This window comes from Microvirga vignae, assembly GCF_001017175.1.
Lineage (GTDB): Bacteria > Pseudomonadota > Alphaproteobacteria > Rhizobiales > Beijerinckiaceae > Microvirga > Microvirga vignae.
In genome coordinates this window covers 1-20,891 of record NZ_LCYG01000042.1, presented here as the reverse complement: position 1 = coordinate 20,891, position 20,891 = coordinate 1, and the positions used below count along the sequence as shown (strand labels likewise).

Here is a 20,891-nt window from a genome sequence, read left to right as displayed (position 1 = left end):
TCAGCTCTCTCTGCCGCGCACGGGTTGAAGCGGCGTGATCCTGAGCGCGGTGATGCGGTTGCGCGATTTGCGCAGCACCTGGAAGCGGCAACCGTGAAAGGTGAAGATCTGGCCCGTATCGGGGATGGTCTGAGCCTCATGGATGACGAGGCCCGCGATGGTGGTAGCTTCCTCGTCCGGCAGATTCCAGTCCATGGCGCGGTTGAGATCGCGGATCGGCACGGAGCCGTCCACGTTCACCGAGCCGTTGGGTTGCGGCCGCACGCCCTGCACCGAGAGATCGTGCTCGTCCTTGATGTCGCCAACAATCTCCTCGAGGATGTCCTCGAGGGTCACAAGGCCCATCACCTCGCCGTACTCGTCGACGACGAGTGCGAAGTGAGTCTTCTTGGCGAGGAAGGCCTTGAGCTGATCGCGCAGAGACGTGGTGTCCGGCACGAACCAGCTCTCCAGCGCAATCGCCTCCACCTTCAGCTTGCTCGCATCACCGCCCACTGCATCAAGCGCACGCAGCAGGTCCTTGGCATGGAGAACGCCGACAATGTTCTCCTGGCTTCCGCGCCAGAGCGGCATGCGGGTATAGGGTGAGGAGAGCACCTCACGCACGATCTCTTCCGATGAGAGATCCGCATTGATGGTGCGCATCTTCGTGCGGTGGACCATCACTTCCGAGACGGTGAGATCCTCGAGATCGAGAAGGCCGCCCAGCATGTCGCGTTCCACCTTCGCGACACCGCCTTCCTTGTGCAGCAGATTCACCTGACCGCGGATTTCTTCGGACGCCGAGAGGATCGGCGTGTTCTCGCCGATTCGGATGCCGAAGGGACGCAGCATGAGGCGCACGATGCGTTCGATGGTGATGGCAAGCGGACCGAGCAACGCCACGATCCAGGACATCGGCCGCGAGAGAAAGAGCGTGACGCTGTCAGGCGACGAGATGGCGATGGTTTTAGGGAGAACCTCCGCGAACACGATCACCAGCACCGACATGATGGCGGTGGCATAAAGCGCGCCGCCATCGCCGAAGATCGCGACAAGCACGCTGGTGGCGAAGGCCGAAACGCCGATATTGACGATGTTGTTGCCGATCAGAACAGTGCCGATGAAGCGCTCCCGCATTTCGAGCAGCCGGTTCACCAGCTGGGCACGCTTGTCGCCGCCCTTTTCCAGCATGAGCATGCGGGCACGCGAAGCGGCCGTGAAGGCCGTCTCGCCGGCTGAGAAGAAGGCCGAGCACAAGAGGCAGATGACGACGACCAGAGCTGCAAGCCAGAGATCGCCGGAAGAGGATTCCTCGATCATGATCGCGATGCGTTGATTTCACCTGTCAGGAAGGCGCGGACCTTCTCGGCCTCGATTCCGGGAGCGATGAAGCTCTGACCGATGCCCTTCGCCAGAATGAACGTGAGCGATCCACCCTTCACCTTCTTGTCCTGCGCCATGGCGTCAAGCAGTTCATCGACCGTGCCGCACCCACCCGGTACATGGGAGAGGCGCGTGGGAAGTCCAACAACCGCAAGGTGTGCCTCAATGCGCTCCGCGTCCGAGATCGCGCAAAGCCCCAGCGCGGCGGAGAAACGGAAGGCGAGGTTGAGGCCAATGGCGACACCCTCGCCATGAACGAGGCGCGCGGAATCGTATCGTGTGATCCGCTCCAGTGCGTGGCCGAAGGTATGGCCGAGATTGAGAAGCGCGCGGTCACCGGTCTCGTGCTCATCGCGTACCACGACGGCGGCTTTCGAGCGGCAGCTCTGCGCAACAGCCTCATCGCGCTCAAGGTCACCGTTGAAGATGCCATGCCAGTTCGCCTCGCACCAGGCGAAGAAACGCGCATCGTCGATGAGGCCGTATTTCACCACCTCCGCATAGCCTGCGCGCATTTCCCGGACAGGCAGCGTATCGAGCAGCGCGGTATCGGCGAGCACGAGGCTCGGCTGATGGAAGGCGCCGACAAGGTTCTTGCCGTGGCGGGAGTTGATGCCGGTCTTGCCGCCGACGGAAGAATCCACCTGTGAGAGCAGGGTGGTCGGCACCTGCACGAAACGCACGCCGCGACGCACGATGGCCGCGACGAACCCGGCAAGATCGCCGATCACGCCGCCGCCCAAGGCGACGACAAGATCGCCGCGCTCGATCTTGGCCTCCAGGACGGCGTCGCAGACCCGCTCTAGGCTGGTATAGGACTTCGTCGCCTCGCCTGGGGGCAGAGTGATCACTGAGCTGCGAAGGCCGTTCGCTTGGAGGGACTGGCTGAGGGCTTGTGCGTAGAGCGGGCCAACATGCTCGTCTGTCACAATCGCCGCGGCGCGCGCGCCTAGCGCCGCGATACGGGGGCCGGCCACCTCGATGAGACCACGTCCAACGAGGATGTCATAGGCTCTGTCGCCGAGGGGAACCGGAACCGTGATCACGGATGTGTTCTGGACCTGAGCTGCTGCGATGCTCATTCGGCGCTCCCCTGCTTTTCCTTCTCGAACCAGCCGCTTAGGGCCTTGATGATGTCGGCCACCACGCGGTCATGGGGTGCCTCGTGCGAATCGATGGTGAGATCCGCCAGGGCATAGACCGGGTAGCGGATCTCCATGAGCCGGCGCATGGTGCCTTCCGGATCGGGATTGCGCAGCAGGGGCCTCGAGTCGCGCTTGCGGACTCGGCGCATGAGCACGTCGAGGTCGGCCTTCAGCCAGATCGAGATGCCGTGCTCGGCGATGCTCCGGCGGGTTTCCTCGTTCATGAAGGCTCCGCCGCCTGTGGCCAGCACCATGGGACCTTCCTGGAGGAGGCGCGCGATGACCCGGCGCTCTCCGTCCCGGAAATGCTCCTCCCCATGGATGGCGAAAATGTCGGGGATCGTCATGCCGGCGGCCGCCTCGATCTCATGATCGGCGTCGCGGAAAGGCAGTTTGAGCATCTGGGCTAATCTACGACCCACCGTGCTTTTTCCGGCGCCCATGAGCCCGACGAGCACGATCGACCGCGTGCCGAGCTGGCGGCTGATCGGATGGCCGCGCCGGCGACTTTCAGTCTGCCCGCCAGCTTCATCGAGCGGATTGAAGCGGCTGATATTGTTCATGGCCCTGTCCTAGCACGGGGCTCCGGCTCCGGCATAGGGCGCTTATGGTGTGGCGTGTGGAATGTAACCCAAGGTTTGGTCTTGCCTTTGCGGCTTTTGCATGGTTCTAGCGGAGGAACGCTGAAAGAGGCTCCCTTGCCCACATTGTTCCGGTTTCTCCTCGTTATTGCCGTTCTCGCGGGCCTGGGCTTCGCCGCCATGTTCGCGCTGGCGACCTTCGTCAATCCTGATCCACGCGAGATCACGGTGCCGGTTCCCACCCAGCGGACGCCCTCGTCCTCATGAAGGGCGCGCGCCAGGCCAGCCTTTTCCTGGACATGCTCGCCGCAGAGCGCGGCGCCTCCAAGAACACGCTCGATGCCTATCGGCGCGATCTCGATGATTATCTTGGCTTTCTCAACGAGGCTGGCGTCGAACCTGACAACGCCTCCGCTGCCACCATCCGCGGCTTCATGGCCAGTCTCGAAGAGCGTGGCCTGAAGGCTACCTCGGCCGCCCGCAGGCTCTCCGCGGTCCGCCAGTTCCACAAATTTCTTTACGTAGAGGGCTATGCCCCCGCCGATCCCACGGCGGCCGTCTCCGCGCCGAAGCGGGGCAGGGCACTGCCCAAGGTTCTCTCGGTCGATCAGGTCGACCGGCTGCTGCAAGTCGCTCATGAGGGGGTTGCCCGGTCTGAGGCTCCCCCTGCCGAGCGCCTGCGGGCTGCCCGCATGGCTTGTCTGCTGGAACTTCTCTACGCCACAGGGCTTCGCGTCTCCGAGCTGGTCTCGCTTCCCCGGAGTGCGGCCAAGACCCGCGACCGCTTCCTCATGGTTCGGGGCAAGGGCGCGAAGGAGCGACTTGTCCCTCTCACGGACGCGGCGCGGGATGCGGCCCGCGTCTATCTTGCTTTGCTCGAAGAGCAGGGGAAGGCGGTCGGTCCCTGGCTGTTCCCGGCTGACAGCGAGAGCGGGTATCTCACCCGTCAGGCCTTCGCCCGTGACCTGAAGGCTGTCGCCGCCGGAGCGGGCTTACGGGCCGACAAGATCAGCCCCCACGTGCTGCGCCATGCCTTCGCGAGCCATCTGCTCCAGAACGGTGCGGACCTGCGCGTGGTGCAGGAGCTTTTGGGTCACTCCGACATCTCGACCACGCAGATCTACACGCACGTTCTGGACGAGCGCCTGAAGAGCATGGTCCGCGACCTGCACCCGCTGTCGTCGGGGGAGGGATAATGCTCCTCGTCATCCCCGCTCTCCGCCGGTCCCCGAACCATCCTCGTCATCCCCGGGCTTGGCCCGGGGATCCACGCCTTGGGAAACACAGCGCCGGCTTAAAGACGTGGATGGCCGGCACAGGGCCGGCCATGACGCGCGTAAGGCCATGACGGAGCCGGAGATATCTCACCGCCGCTTCAACAAAAACACGCCCTGATCGCCGAGCAGGTTCCACACCCACCAGGGCAGGCTCACCTGCATGGGCCTGCCGCCCGCGTTCAGCGCAACGGCTTTTTCCATCTGTGCGCCGACCTCGCGGCACAGCTCCACGAAGTCGCGGATGGTGCAGAAATGGATGTTCGGCGTGTCGTACCAGGAATAGGGCAGGTTCTCCGTCACCGGCATCCGGCCTTTGAGGGCCAGATCCACGCGCACGCGCCAGTGTCCGAAGTTGGGGAACGAGACGATCGCCCGCCGGCCGATGCGCAGCAGGTGCTCCAGCACGACACGTGGTTGGCGCGTCGCCTGGATCGTCTGCGAAAGGATCACGTAATCGAAGGCGTCATCCGGGTAATCGGCGAGGTCCGTATCCGCGTCGCCCTGAATGACGGGCAGACCCTTGGCGAGGCAGGCATTCACACCCTCGCGGGAAATCTCGATGCCACGTCCGTCGACGTTCTTGCGCTCGCGCAGGAGCGACAGCAGGGCGCCATCGCCACAGCCGACATCGAGCACGCGGGAGCCGGGCTCGACCATGTCGGTGACGAGCAGGAAATCGAGGCGGTGGCCGGTGACGTTGTCCGTCGCCGGAAGGGCGAGGCTCGATGGGCTCATGCGATCCCCCGCACACGTGCCGCCGCATCGATGAAGCCGCTTGCTGCCGCGAACATGGCGGGCTCGTCGAGCAGGAAGGCGTCATGACCCTTGTCGCTCTCCACTTCGACGAAACCGACGGAAGCTGCAGCGGCGTTCAGCGCATGCACGATGGCGCGCGAGTCGGATGTCGGGAACAGCCAGTCTGAGGTGAAGGAGATCACGCAGAAGCGGGTGGCCGAGCCTTTGAAGACTTTGGCCAAGCTGCCGCCGTGCTCCGCTGCGAGATCGAAGTAATCCATCGCACGCGTCACATAGAGATAGGAGTTGGCGTCGAAACGCTCGACGAAAGAGATGCCCTGGTAACGCAGGTAACTCTCGATCTGGAAATCGGCGTCGAACGAGAAGGTCGGCGCGCTGCGGTCCTGGAAATTGCGGCCGAACTTCCGGTGCAAGGCCATCTCGGACAGATAGGTGATATGCGCGCCCATGCGGGCGACGGCGAGACCTTTCGAGGGGCGCGTACCCTCGAGCAGATAGCGCCCGCCGCGCCAGTCCGGATCGGCCATCACGGCCTGGCGGCCGACCTCGTGGAAGGCGATGTTCTGGGCCGAATGGCGCGCGGCCGTCGCGATCGGAAGCGCGGCAAAGACCCGATGCGAATAGCTCGCCGCCCATTGCAGGACCTGCATGCCGCCCATGGAGCCACCGAGAACGCAGAACAGGGTCTCAATGCCGAGCTTGTCGATCAGGGCCGCCTGGGCCCGAACCATGTCGCGGATGGTCACCACTGGAAAGTTCAAGGCATAGGGCTGGCTGGTCGCCGGATCGGTCGAGGCCGGGCCCGTGGTGCCCATGCAGCCGCCGATCACGTTGGCGCAGATCACGAAGAAACGGTTGGTGTCCACCGGCTTGCCGGGGCCGACCATGGTCAGCCACCAGCCGGGCTTGCCTGTGACGGGATTGTCGTTCGCCACGTGCTGGTCGCCGGTCAGCGCATGGCAGATCAGCACCGCGTTCGACCTGCCGGCATTGAGGGTGCCGTAGGTCTGGTAGGCGATCTGCCAGGGGGCCAAGGCGACGCCTGAATCCATGATCAAAGGCTCGTCCGCGCCAAAGCGCATGACCAGGCTCGACGGGTCGTCGGCTTGGCTTCGCGCTTCCAGGGAGAGGGGGGACGATGTCATGGATTGGCAGCTGCGTTCGATTTTCCGAACAACGGGTACTTCGGACGGATCGAGCCGTCAACGAACATGAAGTCCGACGTGGTGCATTCGGGCCGTCGGGATGACCCGGGTGCGTGAGATGTCAAAGAGCCTGCGGGCGAGCGGAAGCGGCCTCGGGGCGTGAGAGCCTTTCGAGGGTGAGGGATCGAGGGAGGCGCGAGGAGCGGTCCGGCTCGAGGTCTGAAGTGTGAGAGGAACCCGACGGCCCCTCGCGCACAGTTCTTTTAGGCGGACAGGCGGGCCGAAGTTCAGCGACTGCCGCAGGCGGAGACTGCCCGTTTAGAGCAGGCGGCCTGCGACCAGCCGTGAGCCCCCGCCGCAGCCTGGGCCTCCCGCCGGGTGAGGCTGCGTACCCTCACCCGCGAGACCGCTCCCGACCCCGCAGTCACGACGCCTCGCGAGCGCGCCCCTCGGCAGGTCAGGACAGCCCGACCATGGCCCAGCTTAGGAACATTGTCAAGAACAAAGTGGGAACGATCCTCCGCGATTAGGAGCACCCTCCGCCGTCATGCCCGGGCTTGTCCCGGGCATCTCCGTCTTTGGGAGCGCCGCGTGTCCAAGACGGGGATGACGCGCAGGGTTCATCGGCGATGTGAACAGACCGGGAGGGTCGGAGCTGTCCCCGGATCACGTCCAGGGACGGCCATGACGCGGAGGGTAGACCGGATGGGGCGAACACGCTGAGCGGGCCAAGGCTGATCCCGGATCACGTCCGGGACCGCCATTACGAGAGGTGTCATCCCCGGCGCGGCCTATTGGGTGATGACAAGCGACTCCAAACCGGCCAAAGAAGAGCGCTCTGTTCCAGGATTGAAGCCATGTCCACCGAGAAGCCCGTTCCGTCCCTTGCCGAGCTGCGCCAGGAGATCGACCGGATCGATGAAGCGATGCACCGGCTGCTCATGGAGCGCGGCACCATCATCGACCGGCTGATCGAGTCCAAGAAGGCTTCCGAGACGGGCCTGAGCTCCGCCTTCCGTCCGGGCCGCGAGGCCGCGATGATGCGCTCGCTCGCCGAGCGCCACCAGGGCCTGCTCCCGCTCGATACGGTCGAGAGCATCTGGCGGGTGATCATCGGCACCTTCACCTATGTGCAATCGAACTACTCGGTCCATGCCGACGTGTCGGGGGGCGATGCGCCCATGCGCGACTCGGCCCGGTTCCATTTCGGCTTCACGGTGCCCTACGTCACCCATCCGAGCGCGGCTGCGGTGATCGAGGCTGTGGCGAACTCCAAGGGCGATCTCGGCATCTTCCGCCTCGATCAGGGCGCGACGAGCGGCGCCTGGTGGCGCACGCTCGCCGAGAGGGACCGCCCGAAGATCATCGCGCGCCTGCCCTTCATCGAGCGTCCGGACCACCCGGCGGGCACTCCGGTCTTCGTGATCTCCAAGCCCCTCACGGATGCCGCCGTGCGCGACGTGGTGCTCTATACGGCCCAGTTCGAGCGCTGGCACAAGGGCGCGAACGAGGCGCTGATGCGGCTCGGCGGCGAGGTGGTGGCAAGCGCCGCCGATGCCAACGGCCTCTCCGAGCTCATTGCCGTGCCCGGCATCGTGGAGACCTCCCGCCTCCATCGGGAGTTGACGGAAGCAGGCGCGAGCCTCGCCCAGCTGGTGGAAGTCGGCAGCCATGCCGAACGTTTCCACGTGAAATGATCGCAAAGCTGCGCTAGAGCCTGACCCTGACCTGATTGTGTAGGAAGTTGTCCATGTCCGTTCGTCCCGAACCCCGTCCCGGCGTGATGAAGATCGACGCCTATGTGCCCGGCAAGAGCAAGGCCGCAGGGGGATCGAAGGTCTATAAGCTCTCCTCGAACGAGACGCCGCTCGGTCCCTCGCCGAAAGCGATCGAGGCCGTGCGGAACGCGGACCATTTCGAGCTTTATCCGGACGGCTCCGCCACCAAGCTGCGCGAGGCCATCGCCGCGAAGTATGGGCTCGATCCCAACCGCATCGTCTGCGGAGCGGGTTCCGACGAACTGCTCTCGTACATCACCACCGCCTATGTGGGGCTTGGCGACGAGGGCATCTACAGCGAGCACGGATTCCTCGTCTATCGCATTGCGATCCTGGCTGCCGGCGGCACGCCCGTGGTGGCGCCGGAGAAGAACTACCGCACGGATGTGGATGCGATCCTTGAGAGGGTGACGGACAAGACGAAGATCGTCTTCCTGGCCAATCCCAACAACCCGACCGGCACCTACATTCCCTTCGACGAGGTGAAGCGCCTGCATGCGGGCCTGCCGTCGCATGTGGTGCTGGTGCTCGATGCGGCTTATGCGGAATACGTGCGCCGCAACGATTACGAGTCCGGTCTCGAACTCGTCGCCACCGCGGAGAACGTGGTGATGACGCGCACCTTCTCGAAGATCTACGGCCTTGCGAGTCTGCGCATCGGCTGGATGGTTGCGCCTGCGCATATCGTCGATGCGGTGAACCGCATTCGCGGTCCCTTCAACATGAACGGCCCCGCGATGGCCGCCGGCATCGCGGCGGTTCAGGACGAGGCGCATGTGGCGAAAGCCGCCGAGCACAATGCGCAATGGCTCGACTGGCTCACCAACGAGATCGAGGCGCTTGGCCTGAAGGTCACGCCGAGCGTTGCGAACTTCCTGATGATCAACTTCCCCGAAGAGACGGGCAAGACCGCAAAAGACGCGGACGAGTTTCTCTCGAGCCGCGGACTGATCCTGCGCCGCATCGATGCCTACGGCTTGCCGCATGCTCTTCGTTTGACGGTCGGCAGCGAGGAGGCGAACCGCCTCGTCGTCGAGGCGCTGCGTGATTTCATGAATGGAGCCAGGAATGCCTGAGCGTCTTGGGCCTCCTCTCGACAAGCCGCTGTTCAACCGCGTTGCCCTGATCGGCCTCGGCCTGATCGGCTCGTCGATCGCACGGGCGACGAAGCATCTCAATCTCGCCGGTACGGTTGTCGCGATCGATCGCAGCGAGGAGGTGGTGGCGCGCGTGCGCGAGTTGCGGATCGCGGACGAGGCGACGACCGATTTCGTCTCGGGCGTGAAGGATGCGGATCTCGTCATCCTCTGCGTGCCGGTGGGCGTGTGCGGTGCCGTGGCCGAAGCCATGAAGCCTGGCTTGAAGCCCGGTTGCATCGTGTCCGATGTGGGTTCGGTGAAGGCCTCCGTCATCGCGCAGGTTCAGCCGCATCTGCCGCAAAGCGTGCATTTCGTGCCCGCGCATCCGGTGGCGGGTACAGAACATTCAGGCCCGGATGCGGGCTTTGCGACGCTCTTCCATAACCGCTGGTGCATCCTGACGCCGCCGGAGGGTACGGACGAGCAGGCGATCGAGCGCGTGCGCGCCTTCTGGGCCGCCATGGGTTCGAATGTGGAGATCATGACCGCGCAGCATCATGATCTCGTGCTCGCCATCACGAGCCACGTGCCGCATCTGATCGCCTACAACATCGTGGGCACGGCGGCGGATCTGGAAACCGTCACGCAAGGCGAGGTGATCAAGTTCTCCGCCGGCGGCTTCCGCGACTTCACGCGCATTGCCGCATCCGATCCCACCATGTGGCGCGACATCTTCCTGCACAACAAGGAAGCGGTGCTCGAAATGCTGGGTCGCCTCAACGAGGACATCGCGCTCCTCGCGCGCGCCATCCGCTGGGGCGAGGGCGACAAGCTGTTCGATCTCTTCACCCGCACCCGGGCGATCCGGCGCGGCATCATCTCGTCGGGCCAGGAAACGCCGGAGCCCGATTTTGGGCGCAGGCGGGAGGACAAGGCTTGAGCGTTCATTCTCTCGTCATCACCGGCCTTGTGCCGGTGATCTCGCTTACGAGGGACGCAACGTGTGTCCGCATCGGGATGGCCGGGACAAGCCTGGCCATGACGTGTGTGAGATTGCAATGACCCTTAATATAGCGGCTGCAGCCTGACGTTCGGGACCACGAAAGGTCCCATCGCAAGAAAACCGTTGTTGAGGGTCAGCGGCGGCAGAGGGGCAAGCTGCGGGTTCTTTCCCTGAGCGCGCGGGTTCTGCCCCAGAAGCGCGCCGAGCAGCGCGCCGCCCGTGCGGTTGCCCGTGACATTGCCGATGAGGCCGTCGAGGCCTGCGGCGGCCACGTTGAGCTGGCCCGCGGGTCGATGTTCCTCGTCGAAATTCAAGCGGCCCTTCGCCTCAATGCGGCGCGGGCCCTTGGCGCCGGACAGCATCAGGATGTCGAGCGTGCCGCCCGCCGTCCGCCAGCGCTCGAGTTCCTCGGCAACCGGGCGGCCCTGAAAGCCGACGACCTGGGTTGCCGTGACATCCGCATTCAGATCCGCAGGCTCCATGCCGCCGATGAGCGCATCGAGCAGCGGAATGCGCGCCTGCTTCACGGAAAGTGCCGCATCATAAGCCTTCTCGGAAGCTCGCGAGGGATTGGGACGCAGATGCAGTTCGAGACGCTCGCCCGACGTTGCGATCTCCTGCGGCAGAAGTCCGGTCACATTGAACCTGGGTGCGTTCGCCGCAACGGAGATGCGCTGAAGCCCGGTCTGCGAGGCATGGATGCTCGCCTGCATCAGATTCCACTGGCCCTGCACATTCACCTTGCCGTCGCTCGCGCGGAGAGGTCCTGCGATCTCGGCAATCACGAGGCGCGGCTGATACACCTGAGCGATGGCCTCCGTCCGTCCGAAGGAGGCCGTCACCGCGCCCTGCTTCAGATCGAGCGTGTCGCAGATGATCTCGATGCGGAATGGATAGCCTGCGATGGTGCGGTCCGTGCAGGTCCATTGCCGGCCCCTTTGTGCTTCTGCCTCAAGCCATGCGTCGAGCGCCTCGGTAGCGCGGTGGCGGATGAAGAACCAGGCCACGCTCCAGGCAATCGTGACGAGAAGCAGCAGGACGAAGGGCGTGTAGAGCCAGAAGCGGCTACGGCGCCTGTTTTCCGAGGGGATGGCCTCAGCCATGCAAGATCTCCTGTTGTGCTGCTGCTTCGTAACTGGTAGCGCCCGTGAGGAAAAGTGGAGAGCACTTTTTGCGTGGTTGCTGCGCTCCTTAAAAAACAAAGCAGGCAAGGTTCGGGCACGAAAAAGCGATGATGGACGGGTCTGACGATCTGTGGGTCTTCGGCTACGGCTCCCTCATGTGGAGGCCGGGCTTTCCCTTTGTCGAGCGCCGCCACGCTCATCTTCACGGCTATCGCCGCGCGCTTTGCGTTCTCTCCCATGTCCATCGCGGAACGCCCGAGAATCCGGGACTCGTTCTCGGGCTCGATCGCGGCGGGCGCTGCCACGGCGTCGCGTTTCGCGTGACGAGGCAAGAGGCTGAATCCACGGTGCACTACCTGCGCGAGCGCGAACAGGTGACGAGCGTCTATCTGGAGCGGCACCTGCCCGTCCGGCTCGACGACGGCAGGGCTGTCACGGCCATCGGCTACGTGGCCGACCGCAGGCATGAGCAATATGCGGGCAATCTCTCCTTCGATCAGGTGCTGGCTCTGGTGCGGCAGGGACGAGGAATCTCCGGCGCCAATCCGGATTACGTGCGCTCGACCCATGAGCATCTTCTCGGCATGGGTGTCGTCGATCCGCTGATGCAGCGGCTCGTCGAGGCGCTCGATCAGGAGGCGTGATCGGCATTCTCGCGCAGGTCGGCCAGGATCTCGCGGCGGCGTGCTTCCGTATCGGCAAGGCGGTGGATGTGGAGTTCCGAGGCGCCGCGCTCCTGCACCCTTTCGAGCCAGCGGGTCCGCGTCTCCGTGCTGGGCTCAGGCCCGGCGAGCACGGAATCGACCACGTGACCAGTGCCGCCTTCGTCGCGGCTGACGGCCAGGATCACCGCATCGGTGACTTCCAGCAGTTCCTTGAGGTCGAGGGGATGCACGCCGACGATGTAACGGCGGCCGGACAGGCCGCGCCATGAGCTCAAGGTGGAGGAGGAGCGAAGCCCCGCCGTTGCCCGTAAGCGTTCCTCGCGCACGCCAGCCCTCCGCATTCGGTCGTTGCGGAGATCCCGCATGGCCATATTCCAGGATATGGTACGTTTGTTCGCCATATGTTCTTATATGTAGGAAGGGCGAGGCGAACCGTCAAGATGCCGGAAAGCTTAGCAATATCAAACTTTTGAGGCTGATACGGCAGCTTTCTGGGCCGAATCGCTCATGCCCAGCTCCCGCTGCCCCTCCGCAAGCAGCCGGTCGGACGATTCCTCGATCCGCTCCTGGGCGAGCTTGAAGAACTCTTCACGCGATAGTCCGGGAGCAATGGAATCGAGAATTTCAACGCGAATCGTGCCGGGGCGGCGGATGAACTGACGGCGGGGCCAGTAGAGACCCGAATTCAGCGCCACCGGGATGCAGGGGAACCCGAGGTTATGATAGAGGTGCGCCACGCCGTACTTGTAGGCGGGCGGCGCTCCCGGTGGGCGGCGCGTGCCTTCCGGAAAGATGATGATCTGGCGGCCATGCTGCGCCTCTTCCTTGGCCCGCGCCGTCATCTGCATGAGGGCCGACGATCCCGCCTTGCGGTTCACCGGAACGCAGCCCGCCTTCCAGAGATACCACCCGAAGAAGGGAATCCACATCAGCTCCCGCTTCAGGATGAAGGTCGGATCATCGAAAAGGGTCACCAGCGCGAAGGTTTCCCAAAGAGATTGATGCTTGGCGGCGACCAGGGCCCCGCCGGCCGGGATCTTTTCGCGTCCACGGACCTCGATCCTGGTCCCGGCCAGAACCCTCAGGAGCCAGAGAGACGAGTGCGCCCAGGCTTGAGCGAACCTGATGAATGTCCGACGCGGCACCAGGAGGCCCGGGAGGAGCAGGATCAGCCACAGGATCAGATTGGCGTAGAAGGCGATGTTGAACAGCAGGGATCGAACGAACAGCATGGCTTCGTGAAAAACGTAAAAAAGCGGAGCGTGCAGCTCCGCGGGTGGCGCACCTTAATCGGTTTTATCTCCTGGCTCTACAGCATCGGACCCAAAAGTGGATTGGCACTTTTGGGGCCAATCCGATACTTTCTCCTCAAATGAGAGCATCGTGCGGAATACCGGATCCACTTTTCGCTGGCGCGGCCCTTCGGGTCCGCACGATGCTCTAGCGCAACGATGTCTGAACGTTCGCCCTCTGGCTCGGAGCGCCGCCGCTGATGATGTGGGCGACAGAGGAACTCTCCGGATCTCCCTCGAAGCGGGTGCGGACCCAGACGGCGAGGAACTTCACGTATTCCGTTACGAGAACCTTGGCTGTCGCGGGATTGCGCCACCACTCGTGCGGATCGATGGTCGCTGCAACGGGGTAAGGGATCTTCTGCAGGTTCGGCAGGGCGTGGTCGAGCTCCACCAGCATGCGGGGCATGTGGTAGTTCGAGGTCACGACGATGATGGTGTCGAACCCGTTCGATTCAGCCCAGCGCCGCGTCTCGATGGCGTTGCCGATGGTGTTGCGGGCCCGGTAATCCAGGTCCACGCAGCAATCGAAGAGCTGCCGCTGGCCGGGATTGAGGCGGGAGATCTGATCGCGGTTGGTCTTCTCGTTGACGCCGGAGATCAGGAGGCGCTTGGCGTAGCCTTTCGCCAGGAGGTCGATGGCATCACCGATACGCTGCGCGCCGCCTGTCATCGCGACGATGCCGTCAGCACGCGTCTCGGGCGGCTGCTCGATGCGATCGATGCTGTAGACGAAGGCAAGAAATCCGAGGAAGCCGATCAGACAGAAAGCGGAAAGGCTCCAAGCGCCGACGCCCAAGAGCCGTCGGGTCAAGGACCTCCTGGTCGGATGTGTCGGAGCGCCAAGCATCGTCCAGCCCCAGCCCACGGCTTCAGCGGGTTCCATGGCGCTCGGCGTCGCCCAGTTTTGCGTTCGCCAAGTCTGCGTTCGCGAGGTCATCCTGGGCGATGATAGTGGAGAATGCGGCAATGGAGAGGCAGCCCTCTTTTTCCACGGGTAACTCAGAATCAACCATTTCCGTTAAGAAAACGTCTCACCGTCAGGCGCGACACGATGCCCGTGATCAGCGCCACGAGGAGCGCGATCAGGATGACGACCAGATAACCTGTCCAGCTGATGCTGAACGCCCCGAACAGGGCCTCGATCTGGTCGCCGGCCGGGCTCGCCCGCCAGGAGCGGGTGATCAGTCCCAAGACGATGATGAGAACGAGGGCGCCGCCCGCGCCGATAGCACTGCCTCGAAGGCCTAAGCGGAAGAAGCGGCGCTGGAATTCCTTGGCGATGAAGTCGTCGTTGGCACCGACGAAATGCAGCACCTCCACCACTTCCTTGTTGCCGGCCATGGCACCGCGCGTGGCGAAGATGACGGCCAACCCCGCCGCGATGAGAACGAGGGTCACCAGAAACACGCCCGTGGCAATGATCGTATTGGCCATGGTCGAGAGGCGCGAGACCCAGAGCGCATGATCGTCGAGCGTCGCGCCGGGCACCTCCTTCTGCAGGCTTTGCTTGAGGGGAGCGAAATCGGGGCGCTCGTCTTCCTTGAGCTTGATCACGATCAGGCGCGGCACCGGCAGGTCGTTGAAATCGAGGCCGGTTCCAAGCCACGGCTCCAGAAGACGCTCGGACTCCTCCTTCGTGAAGGGCTGTGCCTCTTCCACGCCCGGTGCCTGGCGCGCCAACGCCACCGCGCGCGCCACATCATCGTCGATGGAGCGCTGGGGGTTGGGACGAATCTGGATGGTGACCTCGCGGGCGATTTCCGAGCGCCACTGAGCGGAACTGGCGGAGATCAATTCCGCGCCGCCCGCGCACAGAGCAGCAAGGAAGGTGAGGATCGCGATGACGGCGGCGAGCGCCTGACCGCCTGCCGAGTCGACCGGCACGAGCGGCGCGTTGCGGCTCAAGGAGGCGGGGAGCTTTCGCTTCTCTCCTCCCTGCGGCTTCTGCGCCGCGGCCTTCCTGAGGCGGGGTTGGGGCGCGTTCATCCGGCTTACTCGTCGATATGCAGCCGGCCGTCGCCGAGCACGAGGCGGCGAACGTTGAGCTGGTCCATGAGGCTGAAATCGTGGGTGGCGATGACCACCGAAGTTCCGAGCCGGTTGAGTTCGATAAAGAGGCGCAGCAGCCGCCGGGCGAGCGAGGGATCCACGTTGCCGGTGGGCTCGTCGGCGAGGAGCAGGTCCGGCCGCACGATCAGCGCCCGGGCAATGGCTGCGCGCTGCTTCTCACCGCCCGAGAGCACGGGCGGCAGCATGTGCATGCGGTCGCCCAAACCGACCCAGCGCAGCAGCTCCACGACCTCGGCGCGGTAGCTCGCCTCCTCCTTGCCCTGGACGCGCAGGGGCAGCGCGACGTTCTCGTAGGTCGTCAGGTGATCGAGCAGACGGAAATCCTGGAACACCACGCCCATGCGGCGGCGGAGGCCGGTCAGCTCGTTTTTCGAGATCTTGGAGACATCCTCTCCGAAGAGCGAGATCAGCCCGCGCGTCGGCTTCACCGAGAGCAGGATGAGGCGCAGCAGCGTGGTCTTGCCTGCGCCCGAGGGACCCGTGAGGAACTGGAAGGAATTCGGCTCGATCGAGAAGGTCAGGTCGCGCAGGACCTCGGGCCCCATGCCGTAACGCACGCCCACATTCTCGAAATGCACGGCCGGGACAGCCATGTCTTCATCGAATTCCTCGTCGTAATAGGCTCTCACGCGCGCCTGAACCCTCCTGGAGCATCTGCAAAAGTGACGGACCGGAAGTCCAGCCACAAGGCGATTCGTCTCAACTTATCGCCCCGCCATGGTTAGCAAGCCATAAACTTGCGGGACATGGACGGAAAGCGAGGTGGTCGCGGGACATTGCCGCAGGATCGGTCCTGGAACGGCTCAAGCGTCCGATTTCGCCGTGAAAATCGTGAAGTCCGTTTGACTTCCGCGCTCCGCCATGGTCGTGAAGGGAGAAGCCTTCAAACGCTTCCACTTGTTTCTGGACAGACCGACGATGACTGCTTCCCACCGTATCCGGGTTCTCTTCGACGAGGAGACCATCGCCAAGCGCAACGAGGCTCTGGCGCAGGAAATCGCGAATTCCAAACCTAAGAACCTGCTGGTCGTCGCCGTGCTGAAGGGAAGCTTCATGTTTGCGGCGGATCTGATCCGTGCCTTGCACCGTGCGGGCCTCAGCCCCCAGGTGGAGTTCGTGCATCTCTCCAGCTATCTCGACGGCACCGTTTCGTCCGGCAACGTCACGATCCTGCGCGACGTGGAAAGCGACGTGCGCGGCCGCGACGTGCTGCTCGTGGACGATATTCTCGAATCAGGCCGCACGGTCACCTTCGCCAAGGACCTTCTGATGGCCCGCGGCGCCAAGAGCGTGAAGACCGCCGTTCTCCTGGAAAAGCCCGGCAAGCGCGCCGTGTCGATCGATCCGGATTATGTGGGTTTCACCTGCCCCGACGTGTTCGTGATCGGCTACGGCATGGATGTCGCCCATTCCTATCGCCAGCTCCCGTTCGTCGGCGTTCTCGACCGCCACAACACGAATCCGGACCTCTTCGACAAGCCGGAATAGTCAGCTGTTGAGCTGCCAGAGCGCGCCGTTCAGAAAGGTCGCATAGGAGACCCAGGCGAGATACGGCACGAAAAGAAGTGCGGCGACGCGATCGAGCTTCCAGAATGCAACGATCGTGGCGAGGATCGCCACGATCAGCGCGGCGATGACGATAAGACCCGCCAGCGGGCTCTGCGCGCCGAAGAATGCGAAGGACCAGAGCGAGTTCAGCGCGAGCTGCACAAAGAAGAGCGTTACCGCCGCTGTCCGCCCGGGCTGGTTCTTCGGCAGGGAGAGGATGCGCCAGAGCGCATAGGCCATCAGCGCATAAAGGGTGGTCCAGACGGGTGCGAAGAGCCAGTTCGGCGGCGTCAATCCGGGCTTGGCGAGATTGGCATACCAGGTTGGGATCTTGGCCCTCGTCACGAGTCCGCCGGCGGCGCTGACAGCCACGACCGGCAGGACGGAGATCAGAAGCCGCAAGAGAGGCGGCGTTGCATGGCTGCCCGGCGCAGTTTGATCTGTATGCATCGTTGAAATCCCTTTATGAGGTGCGCGTCTTACATTCCGTGACGCAACCGTCACGCTTGCCGGAGGTTCCCATGTCATCATCGCGTTCTCCGTGGTCGAAGCGCAGCCTGACCGCCCAGGCGATGGGCCACGTGGACCCGATCACGAAAGCGGTGGTGCCGCCGATCCATGTGGCGACCACCTACATCCGCGACGAGGACAACGCCTATTCCTCCGGCTACGTCTATGGCCGCCCCGACAACGCGACGATCCGCGAGGCTGAAGGCGTGCTGGCGATGCTGGAAGAAGCCGAGGCCGGCGCTCTCCTGTTTTCCTCCGGCATGGCGGCAGCCACCGCCGTGTTCCAGGCGCTGAATCCTGGCGATCACATCGTGGCCTCCAAGGTCATGTACTGGGCGCTCCGCAACTGGCTGATGACGGAGGCCGTGCGCTGGGGCCTGGCGGTCGATTTCGTGGAGACGGACGATCTCGATGCCCTGCGTGCCGTCGTCGTTCCGGGCCGCACCAAGCTCCTCTGGGTCGAAACGCCCTCCAATCCCCTCTGGACAATCACCGACATCGCGGCCGTCGCCGAGATCGCCCATGCGGCGGGTGCGCGTCTGGCGGTCGATTCCACGACCGCCTCGCCGGTTCATACCCGTCCGCTCAATCTCGGCGCCGACATCGTCATGCATGCCGCGACCAAGGTGCTCAACGGTCATTCGGATGTGGTGGCGGGCGCGCTCGCCGGTGCGAAGGCCGACGAGTTCTGGGCGAAGGTCGCTTCCATCCGCAAGATGCAGGGCGCGATCCTCGGCCCGTTCGAGGCGTATCTCCTGATGCGCGGCATGCGCACTCTCCATGTGCGCACGGCCGCGCAGGCGAAAAGCGCTCTCGAACTTGCGCAGCGCTTCTCCGCGCACCCGAAGGTGGCGCGTGTGCTCTATCCCGGCCTGCCGCAGCATCCCGGTCACGACATCGCCGCGCGGCAGATGGAGGGCGGCTTCGGCTACATGCTCTCGATCCAGGTGACGGGCGGGGAGGCTGCCGCCATCAGCACGGCCGCGAAGGTTCGCCTGTGGAAAAGGGCGACATCGCTTGGCGGCGTCGAGAGCCTCGTCGAGCACCGCGCCTCCATCGAGGGCCCGGGAACGCCTTGCCCGTCCGACCTCCTGCGTCTGTCCACCGGCATCGAGGACGTGGAGGATCTCTACCGCGACCTCGACGAGGCGTTGCGGGTATCGTGATGACATCCTCCACGTCATGGCCTTTCACCGTCATGGCCGGGCCAAGCCCGGGGATGACGCGGAGGGGCCAGGGCCGGGGATGCCGTAGGATGTCGTACGGCCGAGATCCTTAAGCCGGCTATCTTGATCCTGTCATAAAAGATGTGCTTCCCTCCGGTTAAGGAACAACGTTCCACCAGAGGGAAACTATCTCATGACATCGTCGATTACCCGCCGCCGCGTCCTTCAAACCGGCGTGGCCGCCGCCGCTCTCTCGGGCCTGCCCAATCTCGCCTGGGCCGCCAGCCCGGTGGTGAAGCTCCGCATCATGGAGACCACCGACCTTCACGTGAACATCTTCCCGTATGATTACTATCGCGATGCGGCCGACGACACGGTGGGTCTCGCGCGCACGGCGACCCTCGTGAAGGCAGCGCGGGGCGAGGCGAAGAACAGCCTGCTCTTCGACAACGGCGACATGATCCAGGGCTCGCCGCTGGGCGATTTCATCGCCTATCGCCGCGGTATGAAGGCTGGCGACGTGCACCCCATGGTGGCCGCCATGAACGAGCTCAATTACGATTGCGGCACGCTCGGCAATCACGAGTTCAACTACGGTCTCGAGTTCCTGCAGAACTCGCTGGGTGCCGCGAAATTTCCGCTGGTCTGCGCCAACGTCGTCAAGGCGAACGGCGAGCTGTTGCAGAAGCCTTGGCTCGTTCTCGACCGCGAGTTCGTGGACGAGGCGGGAGCCAGGCAGACGATCAAGGTCGGCGTCATCGGCTTCGTGCCGCCGCAGATCGTGCAGTGGGACAAGTCGCATCTCGACGGCAAGGCCACGACGCTCGATATCGTCGATGCTGCGCACAAGCATGTGCCGGATCTGAAGAAGGCCGGCGCCGACATCGTCGTGGCGCTCTGCCATTCCGGCATCGCGGGCGGCGAACGCAAGGGCGGCGAGGAAAACGCTGCGCTGCATCTGGCGAAGGTCGACGGCATCGACGTCATCCTCACCGGCCACCAGCACTTCGTGTTCCCCGGCGGCAAGGAATTCAACAACATCCCCGGCGTCGACGTGAAGGCGGGCACGCTCCATGGCAAGCCTGCCGTGATGGCCGGCTTCTGGGGCAGTCACCTGGGCCTCATCGATCTCGAGCTGACGAAGGAAGGCAATGCCTGGAAGGCGGCGGGCTTTAGCACCGAGGCGCGCCCGATCTATGACCGCGTCGACCGCAAGGTGGTGGCGAAGGTTGATTCCGATGCAGCCGTGATGGCCGCAGCCCAGGCCGGTCACGACGCCACGCTGAAATATGTGCGTGAGCCCGTCGGCGCCACTTCCGTGCCGATCCATTCCTATTTCTCGCTCGTGGCGGACGATGCGTCCGTGAAGCTCGTTGCCGAGGCGCAGGCCTGGTACGTGGCGGACCAGCTCAAGGCGTCTGCCTTCAAGGATCTGCCGATCCTGTCCGCTGCCGCGCCCTTCAAGGCCGGCGGCCGCGGCGGCCCGAACTACTTCACCGACATCAAGCCCGGTCCGCTCGCCATCAAGGACATGGCGGATATCTACATCTATCCGAACACGATCCGCGTGGTGAAGGTGACGGGCGCGCAGGTGCGCGAGTGGCTCGAGCGTTCGGCCGGCATCTACAACCAGATCGATCCGGCGAAGGGCGGCGAGCAGGAACTCATCAATTCCAAGTTCCCGGCCTACAACTTCGACGTCATCGCAGGCGTGCAGTATAAGATCGATCCGACCCAAGCCTCGCGCTATGACGACAACGGCAAGGTGGTGAATGCCGATGCGCACCGCATCAAGGACCTGACCCATAACGGCAAGCCCGTGACGGACGATCAGCAGTTCATCGTCGTGACGAACAACTACCGCGCGGGCGGTGGCGGCAACTTCCCTGGCAACGACGGCACGACCATCGTGTTCGAGGCGCCCGATCTCACCCGCGATGCGATCATGCGCTACATCATCGAGAAGAAGGAAGTCGCGCCGAAGATCGATGGCTCGTGGTCGCTCGCAGTGCCCGCAGGCGTCACCATGACCTTCACGACGGGGCCGAATGCCGCTGCCTATCAGCCGGCCGGCATCAAGGTCGAGAAGATGGGCGATGCCCCGGAAGGCTTCGTGAAGTACCGCATCGTCGGCTGAGCGCTCGGCGCTTGAAGGTCGAAGCGGTCAGGCGTTTCGCCTGGCCGTTTTCGTTTGTGCGGGCGTCCGTGATTGGCGCATCGTGCTCCAAAAATGGATCCGGTTTTCCGCAATCAACGATGCGCTCATGAGGGGAAGGGAGTATCGGACCCAAAAGTGGTTTCCACTGTTCTCATCCGATGCTCTAGAGGATGTTTGGAAATTAAGCTGCTGCATGGGCTAACCTTTTGGTCATCAGGCGGCACAT

At 64.0% G+C, this 20,891-nt stretch carries 21 protein-coding genes; 9 read left to right on the top strand and 12 right to left on the bottom strand.

Annotated elements, in window-relative coordinates; all coding sequences use genetic code 11:
• The 3 genes from AA309_RS16095 to AA309_RS16085 are packed head-to-tail and all read right to left on the bottom strand — an operon-like array spanning position 1 to position 3,073.
• A complete protein-coding gene (locus AA309_RS16095; protein WP_047190045.1) occupies positions 1-1,302 on the bottom strand; it encodes an HlyC/CorC family transporter in 1,302 nt (433 codons plus the stop codon).
• The gene (gene aroB / locus AA309_RS16090; RefSeq protein ID WP_047190044.1) at positions 1,299-2,447 is read right to left on the bottom strand and encodes a 3-dehydroquinate synthase; all 1,149 of its coding nucleotides are present in this window, start codon (positions 2,445-2,447) and stop codon (positions 1,299-1,301) included. The genes AA309_RS16095 and aroB overlap by 4 nt, the downstream gene beginning before the upstream one ends.
• Entirely contained in the window at positions 2,444-3,073 is a 630-nt protein-coding gene (locus tag AA309_RS16085; RefSeq protein ID WP_047190043.1) for a shikimate kinase, read from the bottom strand. Before AA309_RS16085 ends, aroB begins: the two co-directional genes overlap by 4 nt.
• Positions 3,074-3,208: 135 nt before the next feature.
• Between AA309_RS16085 and AA309_RS16080 the strand changes: the two genes are divergently transcribed.
• Positions 3,209-3,358, top strand: coding sequence for a hypothetical protein (locus AA309_RS16080; protein WP_047190042.1), 150 nt, complete (start codon positions 3,209-3,211; stop codon positions 3,356-3,358).
• A complete protein-coding gene (gene xerD, locus AA309_RS16075) occupies positions 3,355-4,287 on the top strand; it encodes a site-specific tyrosine recombinase XerD (RefSeq protein WP_047190041.1) in 933 nt (310 codons plus the stop codon). The genes AA309_RS16080 and xerD overlap by 4 nt, the downstream gene beginning before the upstream one ends.
• 168 nt (positions 4,288-4,455) lie before the next feature.
• Here xerD and metW read toward each other — a convergent pair whose 3' ends face one another.
• Positions 4,456-5,103, bottom strand: coding sequence for a methionine biosynthesis protein MetW (gene metW, locus AA309_RS16070; protein ID WP_047190040.1), 648 nt, complete (start codon positions 5,101-5,103; stop codon positions 4,456-4,458).
• A complete protein-coding gene (metX, locus tag AA309_RS16065) occupies positions 5,100-6,269 on the bottom strand; it encodes a homoserine O-acetyltransferase MetX (protein ID WP_047190039.1) in 1,170 nt (389 codons plus the stop codon). Before metX ends, metW begins: the two co-directional genes overlap by 4 nt.
• A gap of 857 nt (positions 6,270-7,126) precedes the next feature.
• On the opposite strand from metX, the gene AA309_RS16060 reads away from it, so the two are divergent.
• The 3 genes from AA309_RS16060 to AA309_RS16050 are packed head-to-tail and all read left to right on the top strand — an operon-like array spanning position 7,127 to position 10,066.
• The gene (locus tag AA309_RS16060; RefSeq protein ID WP_047190038.1) at positions 7,127-7,966 is read left to right on the top strand and encodes a chorismate mutase; all 840 of its coding nucleotides are present in this window, start codon (positions 7,127-7,129) and stop codon (positions 7,964-7,966) included.
• Between the two features lie 47 nt (positions 7,967-8,013).
• Complete coding sequence (gene hisC / locus AA309_RS16055) at positions 8,014-9,123, top strand: histidinol-phosphate transaminase (protein ID WP_047190037.1); 1,110 nt, start codon at positions 8,014-8,016, stop codon at positions 9,121-9,123.
• Entirely contained in the window at positions 9,116-10,066 is a 951-nt protein-coding gene (locus tag AA309_RS16050) for a prephenate/arogenate dehydrogenase family protein (RefSeq protein ID WP_047190036.1), read from the top strand. The genes hisC and AA309_RS16050 overlap by 8 nt, the downstream gene beginning before the upstream one ends.
• A 125-nt stretch (positions 10,067-10,191) precedes the next feature.
• Here the strand turns inward: AA309_RS16050 and AA309_RS16045 are convergent, their stop codons facing one another.
• A complete protein-coding gene (locus AA309_RS16045) occupies positions 10,192-11,232 on the bottom strand; it encodes a DUF2125 domain-containing protein (protein ID WP_047190035.1) in 1,041 nt (346 codons plus the stop codon).
• A 128-nt stretch (positions 11,233-11,360) separates the two neighbouring features.
• On the opposite strand from AA309_RS16045, the gene AA309_RS16040 reads away from it, so the two are divergent.
• Positions 11,361-11,897 carry a gamma-glutamylcyclotransferase gene (locus AA309_RS16040; protein ID WP_047190034.1) on the top strand — a complete coding sequence of 179 codons (537 nt, stop codon included), beginning with the start codon at positions 11,361-11,363 and terminating at the stop codon, positions 11,895-11,897.
• Here the strand turns inward: AA309_RS16040 and AA309_RS16035 are convergent.
• The 5 genes from AA309_RS16035 to ftsE all read right to left on the bottom strand — a co-directional run bounded on the left by AA309_RS16035 (position 11,885) and on the right by ftsE (position 15,876).
• Entirely contained in the window at positions 11,885-12,283 is a 399-nt protein-coding gene (locus AA309_RS16035) for a hypothetical protein (RefSeq protein WP_244470381.1), read from the bottom strand. The genes AA309_RS16040 and AA309_RS16035 overlap by 13 nt on opposite strands.
• A gap of 96 nt (positions 12,284-12,379) precedes the next feature.
• A complete protein-coding gene (locus tag AA309_RS16030) occupies positions 12,380-13,150 on the bottom strand; it encodes a lysophospholipid acyltransferase family protein (protein WP_047190033.1) in 771 nt (256 codons plus the stop codon).
• Between the two features lie 208 nt (positions 13,151-13,358).
• The gene (locus AA309_RS16025) at positions 13,359-14,096 is read right to left on the bottom strand and encodes a YdcF family protein (protein ID WP_084731302.1); all 738 of its coding nucleotides are present in this window, start codon (positions 14,094-14,096) and stop codon (positions 13,359-13,361) included.
• 122 nt (positions 14,097-14,218) lie between these two features.
• Positions 14,219-15,199, bottom strand: coding sequence for a cell division protein FtsX (locus tag AA309_RS16020; RefSeq protein ID WP_047190032.1), 981 nt, complete (start codon positions 15,197-15,199; stop codon positions 14,219-14,221).
• Between the two features lie 5 nt (positions 15,200-15,204).
• Positions 15,205-15,876: a cell division ATP-binding protein FtsE gene (gene ftsE / locus AA309_RS16015; RefSeq protein ID WP_047190236.1), complete on the bottom strand. Its 672-nt coding sequence runs from the start codon at positions 15,874-15,876 to the stop codon at positions 15,205-15,207.
• 325 nt (positions 15,877-16,201) lie between these two features.
• Between ftsE and hpt the strand changes: the two genes are divergently transcribed.
• On the top strand, positions 16,202-16,771 hold the full coding sequence (gene hpt / locus AA309_RS16010; protein WP_047190235.1) for a hypoxanthine phosphoribosyltransferase: 570 nt from the start codon (positions 16,202-16,204) through the stop codon (positions 16,769-16,771).
• Here hpt and AA309_RS16005 read toward each other — a convergent pair whose 3' ends face one another.
• The gene (locus AA309_RS16005) at positions 16,772-17,281 is read right to left on the bottom strand and encodes a TspO/MBR family protein (protein ID WP_047190031.1); all 510 of its coding nucleotides are present in this window, start codon (positions 17,279-17,281) and stop codon (positions 16,772-16,774) included.
• A gap of 71 nt (positions 17,282-17,352) precedes the next feature.
• On the opposite strand from AA309_RS16005, the gene AA309_RS16000 reads away from it, so the two are divergent.
• Together AA309_RS16000 and AA309_RS15995 are read left to right on the top strand one after the other, a co-directional pair.
• Positions 17,353-18,507 carry a trans-sulfuration enzyme family protein gene (locus AA309_RS16000; protein WP_047190030.1) on the top strand — a complete coding sequence of 385 codons (1,155 nt, stop codon included), beginning with the start codon at positions 17,353-17,355 and terminating at the stop codon, positions 18,505-18,507.
• Between the two features lie 193 nt (positions 18,508-18,700).
• On the top strand, positions 18,701-20,644 hold the full coding sequence (locus AA309_RS15995; protein ID WP_047190029.1) for a bifunctional 2',3'-cyclic-nucleotide 2'-phosphodiesterase/3'-nucleotidase: 1,944 nt from the start codon (positions 18,701-18,703) through the stop codon (positions 20,642-20,644).
• Positions 20,645-20,891: the final 247 nt, after the last annotated feature.

What these genes read in the sequence shown, in the direction of transcription:
- AA309_RS15995 (WP_047190029.1), top strand. Translation starts at nt 18,701, where the DNA reads ATGACATCGTCGATTACCCGCCGCCGCGTCCTTCAAACCGGCGTGGCC.
- hpt (WP_047190235.1), top strand. Translation starts at nt 16,202, where the DNA reads ATGACTGCTTCCCACCGTATCCGGGTTCTCTTCGACGAGGAGACCATC.
- AA309_RS16085 (WP_047190043.1), bottom strand. Translation starts at nt 3,073, where the DNA reads ATGAACAATATCAGCCGCTTCAATCCGCTCGATGAAGCTGGCGGGCAG.
- AA309_RS16035 (WP_244470381.1), bottom strand. Translation starts at nt 12,283, where the DNA reads ATGCGGGATCTCCGCAACGACCGAATGCGGAGGGCTGGCGTGCGCGAG.
- AA309_RS16060 (WP_047190038.1), top strand. Translation starts at nt 7,127, where the DNA reads ATGTCCACCGAGAAGCCCGTTCCGTCCCTTGCCGAGCTGCGCCAGGAG.
- AA309_RS16050 (WP_047190036.1), top strand. Translation starts at nt 9,116, where the DNA reads ATGCCTGAGCGTCTTGGGCCTCCTCTCGACAAGCCGCTGTTCAACCGC.
- ftsE (WP_047190236.1), bottom strand. Translation starts at nt 15,876, where the DNA reads ATGGCTGTCCCGGCCGTGCATTTCGAGAATGTGGGCGTGCGTTACGGC.
- aroB (WP_047190044.1), bottom strand. Translation starts at nt 2,447, where the DNA reads ATGAGCATCGCAGCAGCTCAGGTCCAGAACACATCCGTGATCACGGTT.
- AA309_RS16025 (WP_084731302.1), bottom strand. Translation starts at nt 14,096, where the DNA reads ATGGAACCCGCTGAAGCCGTGGGCTGGGGCTGGACGATGCTTGGCGCT.
- AA309_RS16020 (WP_047190032.1), bottom strand. Translation starts at nt 15,199, where the DNA reads ATGAACGCGCCCCAACCCCGCCTCAGGAAGGCCGCGGCGCAGAAGCCG.
- AA309_RS16095 (WP_047190045.1), bottom strand. Translation starts at nt 1,302, where the DNA reads ATGATCGAGGAATCCTCTTCCGGCGATCTCTGGCTTGCAGCTCTGGTC.
- AA309_RS16005 (WP_047190031.1), bottom strand. Translation starts at nt 17,281, where the DNA reads ATGCATACAGATCAAACTGCGCCGGGCAGCCATGCAACGCCGCCTCTC.
- AA309_RS16040 (WP_047190034.1), top strand. Translation starts at nt 11,361, where the DNA reads ATGATGGACGGGTCTGACGATCTGTGGGTCTTCGGCTACGGCTCCCTC.
- AA309_RS16000 (WP_047190030.1), top strand. Translation starts at nt 17,353, where the DNA reads ATGTCATCATCGCGTTCTCCGTGGTCGAAGCGCAGCCTGACCGCCCAG.
- AA309_RS16030 (WP_047190033.1), bottom strand. Translation starts at nt 13,150, where the DNA reads ATGCTGTTCGTTCGATCCCTGCTGTTCAACATCGCCTTCTACGCCAAT.
- AA309_RS16045 (WP_047190035.1), bottom strand. Translation starts at nt 11,232, where the DNA reads ATGGCTGAGGCCATCCCCTCGGAAAACAGGCGCCGTAGCCGCTTCTGG.
- metW (WP_047190040.1), bottom strand. Translation starts at nt 5,103, where the DNA reads ATGAGCCCATCGAGCCTCGCCCTTCCGGCGACGGACAACGTCACCGGC.
- metX (WP_047190039.1), bottom strand. Translation starts at nt 6,269, where the DNA reads ATGACATCGTCCCCCCTCTCCCTGGAAGCGCGAAGCCAAGCCGACGAC.
- xerD (WP_047190041.1), top strand. Translation starts at nt 3,355, where the DNA reads ATGAAGGGCGCGCGCCAGGCCAGCCTTTTCCTGGACATGCTCGCCGCA.